This window comes from Roseovarius sp. MMSF_3359 (genome assembly GCF_030733385.1).
In the GTDB taxonomy this organism is placed as follows: Bacteria; Pseudomonadota; Alphaproteobacteria; order Rhodobacterales; family Rhodobacteraceae; genus Roseovarius.
This window is the reverse complement of the sequence record NZ_JASHJC010000025.1, coordinates 23,831-32,639: the sequence shown is the minus strand read 5'-3', so window position 1 is coordinate 32,639 and position 8,809 is coordinate 23,831. Positions and strand designations below refer to the sequence as shown.

At 61.9% G+C, this 8,809-nt stretch carries 8 protein-coding genes and 1 pseudogene; 4 read left to right on the top strand and 5 right to left on the bottom strand.

The window, feature by feature from the left end; all coding sequences use genetic code 11:
- Together RBB29_RS21585 and RBB29_RS21580 are read right to left on the bottom strand one after the other, a co-directional pair.
- Positions 1-193, bottom strand: a pseudogene (locus RBB29_RS21585) (acetyl-CoA carboxylase, biotin carboxyl carrier protein); the annotation flags it as partial.
- 170 nt (positions 194-363) lie between these two features.
- Positions 364-900 carry a PAS and helix-turn-helix domain-containing protein gene (locus RBB29_RS21580; protein WP_306116900.1) on the bottom strand — a complete coding sequence of 179 codons (537 nt, stop codon included), beginning with the start codon at positions 898-900 and terminating at the stop codon, positions 364-366.
- A gap of 118 nt (positions 901-1,018) precedes the next feature.
- On the opposite strand from RBB29_RS21580, the gene RBB29_RS21575 reads away from it, so the two are divergent.
- Entirely contained in the window at positions 1,019-2,533 is a 1,515-nt protein-coding gene (locus RBB29_RS21575; RefSeq protein ID WP_306116878.1) for a class I adenylate-forming enzyme family protein, read from the top strand.
- Between the two features lie 12 nt (positions 2,534-2,545).
- Here the strand turns inward: RBB29_RS21575 and RBB29_RS21570 are convergent, their stop codons facing one another.
- The 3 genes from RBB29_RS21570 to RBB29_RS21560 form a co-directional block, all read right to left on the bottom strand.
- Positions 2,546-3,454: a DMT family transporter gene (locus RBB29_RS21570; RefSeq protein WP_306116877.1), complete on the bottom strand. Its 909-nt coding sequence runs from the start codon at positions 3,452-3,454 to the stop codon at positions 2,546-2,548.
- Positions 3,451-4,479: a DMT family transporter gene (locus RBB29_RS21565; protein ID WP_306116876.1), complete on the bottom strand. Its 1,029-nt coding sequence runs from the start codon at positions 4,477-4,479 to the stop codon at positions 3,451-3,453. Before RBB29_RS21565 ends, RBB29_RS21570 begins: the two co-directional genes overlap by 4 nt.
- A gap of 173 nt (positions 4,480-4,652) precedes the next feature.
- Positions 4,653-5,675, bottom strand: a complete 1,023-nt coding sequence (locus tag RBB29_RS21560; protein WP_306116875.1) for a LacI family DNA-binding transcriptional regulator — start codon at positions 5,673-5,675, stop codon at positions 4,653-4,655.
- Positions 5,676-5,785: 110 nt separating this feature from the next.
- On the opposite strand from RBB29_RS21560, the gene RBB29_RS21555 reads away from it, so the two are divergent.
- The 3 genes from RBB29_RS21555 to RBB29_RS21545 are packed head-to-tail and all read left to right on the top strand — an operon-like array spanning position 5,786 to position 8,745.
- Entirely contained in the window at positions 5,786-7,294 is a 1,509-nt protein-coding gene (locus RBB29_RS21555; protein WP_306116899.1) for a tripartite tricarboxylate transporter permease, read from the top strand.
- Positions 7,291-7,746 carry a tripartite tricarboxylate transporter TctB family protein gene (locus RBB29_RS21550; protein WP_306116874.1) on the top strand — a complete coding sequence of 152 codons (456 nt, stop codon included), beginning with the start codon at positions 7,291-7,293 and terminating at the stop codon, positions 7,744-7,746. Before RBB29_RS21555 ends, RBB29_RS21550 begins: the two co-directional genes overlap by 4 nt.
- Positions 7,747-7,785: 39 nt before the next feature.
- A complete protein-coding gene (locus RBB29_RS21545; protein WP_306116873.1) occupies positions 7,786-8,745 on the top strand; it encodes a tripartite tricarboxylate transporter substrate binding protein in 960 nt (319 codons plus the stop codon).
- Positions 8,746-8,809: the final 64 nt, after the last annotated feature.

Sequence of the window (8,809 nt, the reverse complement as noted above, 5' to 3'; positions counted from 1 at the left end):
GGGCGGCGGCGGGGGCCATTACGGCGGGGGCGGCGGCAACCGTCATCTCCTGCTTGCGGCTGACCCGGACATTGAGGCTGTCCGCATCGCCATATTCGCGCTTGACCTGCAATTCGGTCAGGTCGTTTTCATTCAGCATTTCCGCCAGCGCCTTGATGAAGGCGACGTCATCTTGGTGAGTTTTTTTCGACATCCGGGTCCTCGGCCAGTTGCGGTGTTTGATTTGAAACGGAGCACCGCGTTGTTTTTTGCCGCTTATAAGGCATGCTGTGGCGCGATAAAAGCGGGCAATTGACTAGCAAAATGGGGTATTCCGGGTGAAATTGCGAGGGGAGAGATGAATTTCTTTCCCCTGCGTCATTTTCAAAGCGGCATGCCCGAGAGTTTTGCCACGAGCTCAGCCAGTTTGCGGGCCTGGAATTTCTCCAGAAGGCGGGCGCGATAGACCTCGATCGTGCGGTAAGAGAGGCCCAGCTCGATCCCGATTTCCTTGGACGTTTTGCCCCGGCAGGTCAGGATCGCCACCTCGCGTTCGCGCTGTGTCAGGTGAACGATGGGACGTTCTTCGGAGAGATCCGCGAAGGACCAGATACCACGTCGAAACGGATCGTCGGACGTCAGCGATTGCCCCCGGACCCGGCACCAGAAAAACGTGCCGTCCTGGCGTTTCATCACCCGCTCGTCGGCGTAGTGACCGGTCTTGCGCATCGCCGCCAGGCCCCGCTCGCCGATGCGGCGGTAGTCCTCGATCGAGATGTAGAAATTGGCCAGCGGCACGTTGGTGAAATCCTCGGGCGTGCCGCCGAATGTCGTGGCAAAGGTCTGGTTGCACTGACGGATGATCCGGTTTTCCAGGATAACAAGCCCGACGGGCGCGTGATCGAAGGCAAGGTCTTTCATCGACATGGGGCGCACTATGCACCGGATGGAGAAGGCGTCAAACAGGCACGTAGTTCTACGAATTGATTGCCGACCGATTTAGTGGTGATGTCGGCCAGGTTTTTGAAAGGTCACGCAGATGAACCTGGCACATTGGTTGACCCGCGCCGCCCAGGCAACCCCGCAGAACCCGGCGCTTTTTGCCGGGCAGAGCTGCATTGCCGACTACGCGGTCTTCAGGGACCGGGCAGGGCAGCTTGCCGGATGGCTGGTGGCGCAGGGGGTCAGGCCCGGGGACCGGGTCGGGATTTTCATGCGCAATTGTCCGGAGTTCCTCATCGCGCTTTTCGGCATCTGGTCCGCCGGGGCCGCGGCGGTGCCGATCAATGCCAAGCTGCACGGGCGCGAGGCCGCGTGGATCCTCGAAAACGCAGGCGCGTCGATGTGTCTTGTCACGCCCGATCTGGCAACCGCCCTGGCCGAGGCGGAGACGCCTGCGCGGTTGATCGACATTGCCGACGACACCACCGGGATCGGGGCGGCAGCGCCTCTGGCAGATGTGATCCATCGCGGGGCGGATGACCTCGCCTGGCTCTTCTATACCTCCGGGACAACCGGGCGGCCCAAGGGGGTGATGATCACCCATGGCATGCTGATGGCGATGACCATGTGCTACTTTACCGACGTCGATCACGTCAGTGCCGCGGATTCGGCGATCTATGCCGCGCCGATGAGCCATGGTGCGGGTCTATATGCCCTGATGCATGTGTTGACGGGTGCGCGCCATGTCTGCCCGGCCTCGGGCGGGTTTGACCCGGCGGAGATTTTCGATCTGGCCCGGCATTTCGGGCGGGCGCATATGTTCGCCGCGCCCACCATGGTCAAACGTCTGACCCTCGCGGCCAAAACCTCCGGCGAGACCGGTGAGGGGTTGCGCAGCGTGATCTATGCGGGCGGCCCGATGTACGAGGCCGATATCGTCGAAGCCGTGGATCATTTCGGCCCTATCTTCATGCAGGTCTATGGCCAGGGTGAAAGCCCGATGTGCATCACTGCCCTGGGTCGTGATGAAGTGGCCGACCGTAACCACCCCCGCTGGCGCGAACGGCTGAACTCCGTCGGGCGCGCGCAATCGCTGGTCGAGGTGCAGATCGGCGGGTCCGATGGTGCCCCGCTGCCTGCGGGCGAGGTGGGCGAGATCATGGTGCGCGGTGCCGCCGTCATGCCGGGGTATTGGCAGAACCCCGAGGCCACGGAGAAGACGCTGGTAGATGGCTGGTTGATGACCGGGGATGTTGGGCGCATGGACGCGGACGGGTATGTCACGTTGCAGGACCGGTCCAAGGACGTGATCATTTCCGGCGGGTCGAACATCTATCCCCGCGAGGTCGAAGAGGTGCTTCTGACCCATCCGTCGGTACGGGAGGTCTCGGTCGTCGGACAGCCGGACCCGGAATGGGGTGAGATCGTCGTGGCCTTCGTTGTCCCCGTGGCGGACGGCGCGCTCGATGAGGCCGCGCTTGAGGTCCATTGCACCAGTGAAATCGCCCGGTTCAAGAAACCCAAACGATACCTGCCGCTGCGGGAGTTGCCGAAGAACAATTACGGCAAGGTTCTCAAGACCGAACTGCGGCAAATGTTAAGCGAAACCTAGAAAAGCAACGCGTCACGGGGTCGATATGGGCGGTTTCCGACGCCCGCCCCGCATCGCGTTACCGGCGATGGCGCAAAGCAGGACCGCGCCGCCGATGAGGGTGTTCTGCGTCGGAACCTCGCCCATAGCCAGCCAGACCCAGAACGGCGCCAGGACCACCTCGGCCAGCGAGAGGAGGGTGAGTTCCGCCGCCGGGACGGTCTTCGATCCGATCGTGTAGAGCACGAGGCCCGCGCCCACCTGAAAGATGCCCATGCTGCCGGCGATTGCACCGTCATGGGCGCTCAGGACAAGCGGCAGGCCCAGAAGGAGGCAGATACCACCCATGATCACGATGGCGAAAAGGCCGGACATGAAGACCGCAGGGAGCATCTCTCCCGATTTGCCCCACCGAAGGGTGATCGTGAAGACCGCGAACCCCAGGGCTGAGCCGAGCGCGGCGAGGTTGCCCGCCATGGCGCCGCCGCCGGATTTGTCCCAGACCATGATGCCGATGCCGAGACAAGCCACGCCCATCGCGATCCAGGTATGTACCCGGACCGGCTCTTTCAGGATGACCATGCCCAGCAGGGCCGCCATGAACGGGGCCGAAGCAAAGAGGACCATCGCATTGGCCACCGATGTCGCCTGAATGGCGTAGATGCCCCCGGTATAGGCCGCGACGAGGGCAAGCGCGCCAATGACCCCGGGCAGGCCGATCTCACGGCAACGGCGGAACGGGCTTTCGCCGGTGCGCCAGCGGATCACGACGAAGAGGAAGGCCGACAGAACGATCGACCGGTAGAGCAGGATTTGCCAGACCACGGCATCGTCGATCAGCCGCACGAAGAGCCCGATGGTTGACCACAAGACCCCCGCGCCGAAGACGAGCAGGACCCCGCGCGTATCCCGTGACGGGGCGATATGGGTGGCCGTGCTCATAGGGGCGAATCCTCATCAACGCTTTGCGGCGTCAGCGGGTTGCCGGGGGCAAATGCGGTCTCGGCCACGATTGGCGGTTCGTCGCTGTGGCGCGCGGCCCGGAGTTCGCGGTAGCCAAGGTAAAGCCCGCTGAGGATGATCAATCCCATCCCGATCAGGGTGGCCGCCGGCGGCACCTCATCCCAAAGCACATAGGCGAGGACCACGGCGATTGGTAGATAGGTATAGTCGAAAGGCGCAACGAAGCTGGCATTGGCGACCTGGTAGGCTCGCGATATGAGCAGATAGCCCGCCATGCCGACCGCCCCCAGTAGGACAAGCCGGGGCATGTCGCCAAGCGCCTCGACGGGGAAATCCCATCGCAGGTGCTGGAACTCGGGGCCGATATCGACGATTTGGTTCAGCGACCAGCCCATGACAAGGATGAGCGGCGCGGCAGGCGCCAGAGTATAGAGCCCCAGCGTCAGCGTCGAATCCCGGTCGCCGATAAACCGCGCGAGAATCTGACCAAGTGCATAGGCCACAGCGCAGAGGAGCGGCAGGATCGCCACCCAGGTGAAATTGTCGCCCGTCGGGTTCATCGCGATGATGACACCGACAAAGCCCACCACGAGCGCGCCGATCCTGTGGATGCCGATGGTTTCCTTGAGCATCAGCGCCGCCAGCAAGGCGGTGATCAGCGGCGCCGAGAAGAAGATCGTGGTGACCTCGGCCAGCCCCATGAAGGGGAAGGCCGCGTAGAACAGCGAAAATCCTAGGGCGAAGAGGGCCGCGCGCAGCAGGTGCAATGGCCAGAGCGGCGTGAGCAGCCGGTGCGGCCCGCCCAACACCACGATCAGCGGCACCAGCATCAGTAAGGCAACGCAGGAGCGGATACAGATCAGCATCCAGACCGGATAGGTCTCGAGCAGCGATTTCATCATCGCGTCCTGCACCACGAAAAACAGCATGCCGAATTCAATGCAGACAAGGCCATGCATGTTGCGCGACTGCGCGGATGATGTATCCGGTGCGGTGGTGGACATCTTGAAATCCGAATTGTTGGGGACGGGTCACGCAATGGGCGCCCGTTAATATCAACCCTGTCGTGGACAGCGGCCGGTGTCTCGCTTGTTTGCGACAGCGTGTCGCCAACGCATCATGAGGAATAAAATGTCGATAAATCCGATGGTTACGGAAGTTTTGGCGCGGTTTTCCATCACCTTGGCGCGGTTGTGCCGCGAATGACACAGGCAAGATCGCACTTCAGGCGCAGTGTTTCGGCACCACCCGAAGTGATCATCTGGGTGAAGTTTTCACCCGCGATGGTGCCGATATCATGGGCGGGAATACGGATCGTCGTGAGGCCCGGTTCAAGGTCCTCTGATCCCTTGAAATCACCGATGCCGATGATCGACATATCCCTTGGCACGTCGAAACCCGCCTTTTGCGCGCCGTAGAGCGCACCCTGCGCAATGACGTCGTTGCCACAGAGAAGCGCCGAGGGGCGCGGCGCGCGCGCGAGCAGATCCAGCGTGGCGCGTTTGGCCTGGGCGATGGAATAGGGGGCCTCGGACCGCCAATGGTCGGGGATCGTCACACAGTGGCTTTCAAGGGCGGCCACCGCCCCCTGGAGCCGCTCGCGGGCGCGGTCGTTGCCGATGGTCTGCGGAAAGATCAGGCCGATGTCGCGATGGCCAAGCGAGAGCAGATGTTCTGCGGCCATCCGCCCGGCTTCGAGATTGTCCGCACCGACGCAGGACATCGGCGATTGGTCGCTGTGGTTCCAGATGGCAATGGCGGGAATGCCTTGCTGTTCGATCAGGTTGAAACTGGCGGTCGTATGTTCCAGCCCGATGAGCGCCACGCCATCCACGCGGTGTTCCAGGAGTTTGCGGAGCATCGCATATTCGCGGTCGAGGTCATAGCCATGCGAGGTGATCAGAAGGGTGAACCCCGCGGCGTCGATCGCATCGGAAAAGGCCTGGATCACCTCCGAAAAGATCGTGTGATTGATGGTCGGCACGATCAGGCCGATGGTGCCGCTGCGCCGTCCGTGCATGGTCTGGGCCGCGCGATTGCGGATGTATCCCAATCTCTCGACCGCCCGGTTGATCTTTTTCCGAGTCGCCGGATTGACCATTTCGGGGTGATTGAAACTGCGCGAGACCGTCGAGGGCGACACGCGCGCCGCCTTGGCGACGTCTATGATATCCGATTTTTGCCGTTTTTTATCAATCATCTAAAGGTCGTTTCGACGTTTTTTATGAAAACATTTGCAATACTATTTTCATTGCCTACCCTGATTTGTCAATTGGCGAGAACGCCGTCAGTGACCGGGAGGGGCCACAGGTGGAATTCATCTATTACTTCGGTGACGTCTTTGCGCCGATCTCTTTCCTGCTTCTGCTGGTGGGGACGATTGGCGGGCTGATCCTGGGGGCGACACCGGGCTTGTCGCCGACCATGGCAGTGGCGCTTCTGATCCCGTTTACATTTCATCTTGAAGCGGTGCAGGGGCTGATCCTGCTGGGGGCGGCTTACACCTCGACCGTGGCGGGTGGCGCGGTCAGTGCGATCCTGCTGAAAATTCCGGGCGCGCCTGCGAATATCGCGACCACGCTCGACGGCCATACCATGGCGAAAAAGGGCGAGGGCGCACGTGCACTGCAGCTTTCGTTCCTGGCCTCCGCCGTAGGGGGCATTTTCGGGGTGCTCCTGCTGATTTTCCTGACGCCACTTCTGGCCAAATGGGCGCTGGCATTCGGGCCTTCGCATCTCTTCTGGCTGGCCATTCTGGGGGTGACGATCATCGGCTCGCTCGACAGCGCCTCGGTGGTCAAGGGGCTCCTGTCCGGCTGTATCGGCCTTTGGCTCGCAACCATCGGCTTCGATGACATCATGGGCGCGCAGCGGTTTATCTTCCACCCCTCGCTTGGCGGCGGGATCAACATCATCGCGGCGCTCATCGGCCTTTTCGCCATCCCGCAGGTGCTGACCATGTTCGCCAAGGGGCGGCGCAACGACAATATCGAGGTGATCGAGGTCAAGAAACACGCGATCGGCGACGCGGTCCGCGAGCTTTTCAGCCGCAAGCGCGCGATGGCGATTGGCACTTCGGTCGGCTCGATCATCGGTCTGATCCCCGGTGTGGGCGGGCAGATCGCCGGGCTTGTGGCCTATGACCAGACCAAGAAATTCAGCTCGGAGCGTGAGAAATTCGGCACTGGCCATTCCGAGGGTGTGATTGCCGCCGAAAGCGCCAACAATGCCATGGTGGGACCAAGTCTCGTGCCGCTCCTGACCCTGTCGATCCCCGGATCGCCCACCGCCGCCGTGCTCTTGGGCGGCTTGCTGATCCACGGGATCTTCCCCGGCACGGATCTTTTCGACAACCACCCCGACGTGGCCTGGACCTTCATCAACTCGATGCTGATCGGGCAGGTGCTGATGTGCCTCTTCGGCCTCTACGTGGCGGGTCTCGCGGCCAAGGTGGCGCAGGTGCCGCAATGCGTGATGGCCGCCGTCGTGCTGGGTCTGTCGGTCTTCGGCGCTTATTCGGTGCAAAGCTCGATGGGCGATGTTTATGTCATGGCCTCGCTTGGCGTGATGATGTTCTTCCTGGAACGTTTCGGGTTTTCTGCCGCGCCTCTGGTGCTGGGCCTGATCCTCGGCCCGATTGCCGAAGCGAACTTCATCCAAGGCTCGATGATCGCCAACGCGACCGACGGCATGGGCACCTATTTCCTGGGCGGTGCGCTGAACCTCGTGTTGATCGCCATCGTGATCGCCTCCATCGCCTATTCCGTGGTGATGGAGCTGCGGCAAAACCGGGCGCAGAACGCGGAGGTGACCGCATGAGCCGCGCCCAGCATATCGTCCCCTCGGGGATTGTCTTCGCCGTCGGCTGCTGGATCGCCTGGGTGAGCTTCACCCAACAGCCGGCCGAGGCCTTCCTTTTCCCGCGCCTGATCTCTGCCGCCTTCGTGGCGCTTGCGGGCTGGACCTTCGTCAAGGCGCTTCTGGGCTGGTCCAAGGTCGGCAGCGGCGTGTCGCGCACGATGGCGTTGAACCTCGCGCCGGGCCTGATCGTTTCGCTGATCTACGTCTTCTGGCTGGCCAAGGCGCTGGGGTTCTACACTGCCACGACACTGGCTTTTTTCGTCTTGTTGTCGCTTTACGATCCGGCGCCGCATAATGAGGCGAAAACCTGGATCAAAAGGGCGATCATCACCGCCTGTTTCATCGCCGTGATGTATGGCGTCTTTGGCCTGCTGCTCAAGGTCTATACGCCGCGTGAAATACTGTTCTGAACAACCAACAACACCAGAGTTCCAAGGGAGGAAACGACAATGAAAAAACTACTGGCAGGGGTCGCAATGGCCCTGATGGCCCTAACGGGCGGCGCGCAGGCGCAGGATTACCCGGACAGGCCGATCATGATGATGGTCAGCTACGGCGCGGGTGGCGCGACCGATTTTCAGGCGCGGATCGTGACCATGACCGCAGGCAACGAGGATGCGCTTGGCATGCCCATCGCGATCATCAACAAGCCGGGCGCCGGTGGGCGCGTGGGCTGGAACTGGTTCGCGACCCAGGCCGAAAGCGATGGCTACACGCTCGCGGCCTACAACATCCCGCATTTCATCGCGCAGTCGATTAAGGGCGGCGTCGAATATTCCGCCGACAGTTTTGAGCCTATCGCCAACTGGGGCGCCGATCCGGCCGTTTTCGTCGTGGCTGCCGACAGCGAGATGAACTCGATGGAGGACGTGCTGGCCTTTGCCAAGGAGAACCCGGGCAAGCTGACATTTTCCGGCGCGGGCCTCTTCGTGGGACACCATATCGCGGCGTTGCAGCTTGAAAAGGCGGCGGGTGTGAAACTGGCCTATATCCCGACCAAGGGCGGCGGTGCTGCGGCGATGAAGGCCGTGATCGCGGGCGAAGTGATGGCCGGTGTCAACAACCTCTCCGATGCGTTCCGCGCGCAGGAGGCGGGCAATGTCAAAATCCTCGGTGTGTTCGATCTTGAGCGCAACGAGTTCCTGCCCGATGTCCCCACGATGAAAGAGCAGGGCATGGATATCGACAATGCAAGTGTCAATTTCCGCGGCATCATGGTGCCCAAAGGCACCCCGCAGGAGGTGATCGACAAGCTGGCCGCCACAGTACCGGAGATGTTCGCCAATGCGCGCGTCGCCAAGAAGATGAAGGCGGGCGGATCGCCCATGCACATCATGACCCGCGAAGAGGTGCAGGCCATGTGGGCCGCGCGTCAGGAAACCCTGGCGGAGCTTCTTGAAGGGCTCTGAACCCCTTACATCTGAAAACGGAGAGGGCGGTCGGCGCCCTTTCCCCCAACAATCAGGAATTCCC

Bases quoted from the DNA above. Each gene is read 5' to 3' on its own strand.
- RBB29_RS21565 (WP_306116876.1), bottom strand. From the start codon at position 4,479: ATGTCCACCACCGCACCGGATACATCATCCGCGCAGTCGCGCAACATG.
- RBB29_RS21575 (WP_306116878.1), top strand. From the start codon at position 1,019: ATGAACCTGGCACATTGGTTGACCCGCGCCGCCCAGGCAACCCCGCAG.
- RBB29_RS21545 (WP_306116873.1), top strand. From the start codon at position 7,786: ATGAAAAAACTACTGGCAGGGGTCGCAATGGCCCTGATGGCCCTAACG.
- RBB29_RS21550 (WP_306116874.1), top strand. From the start codon at position 7,291: ATGAGCCGCGCCCAGCATATCGTCCCCTCGGGGATTGTCTTCGCCGTC.
- RBB29_RS21560 (WP_306116875.1), bottom strand. From the start codon at position 5,675: ATGATTGATAAAAAACGGCAAAAATCGGATATCATAGACGTCGCCAAG.
- RBB29_RS21570 (WP_306116877.1), bottom strand. From the start codon at position 3,454: ATGAGCACGGCCACCCATATCGCCCCGTCACGGGATACGCGCGGGGTC.
- RBB29_RS21580 (WP_306116900.1), bottom strand. From the start codon at position 900: ATGAAAGACCTTGCCTTCGATCACGCGCCCGTCGGGCTTGTTATCCTG.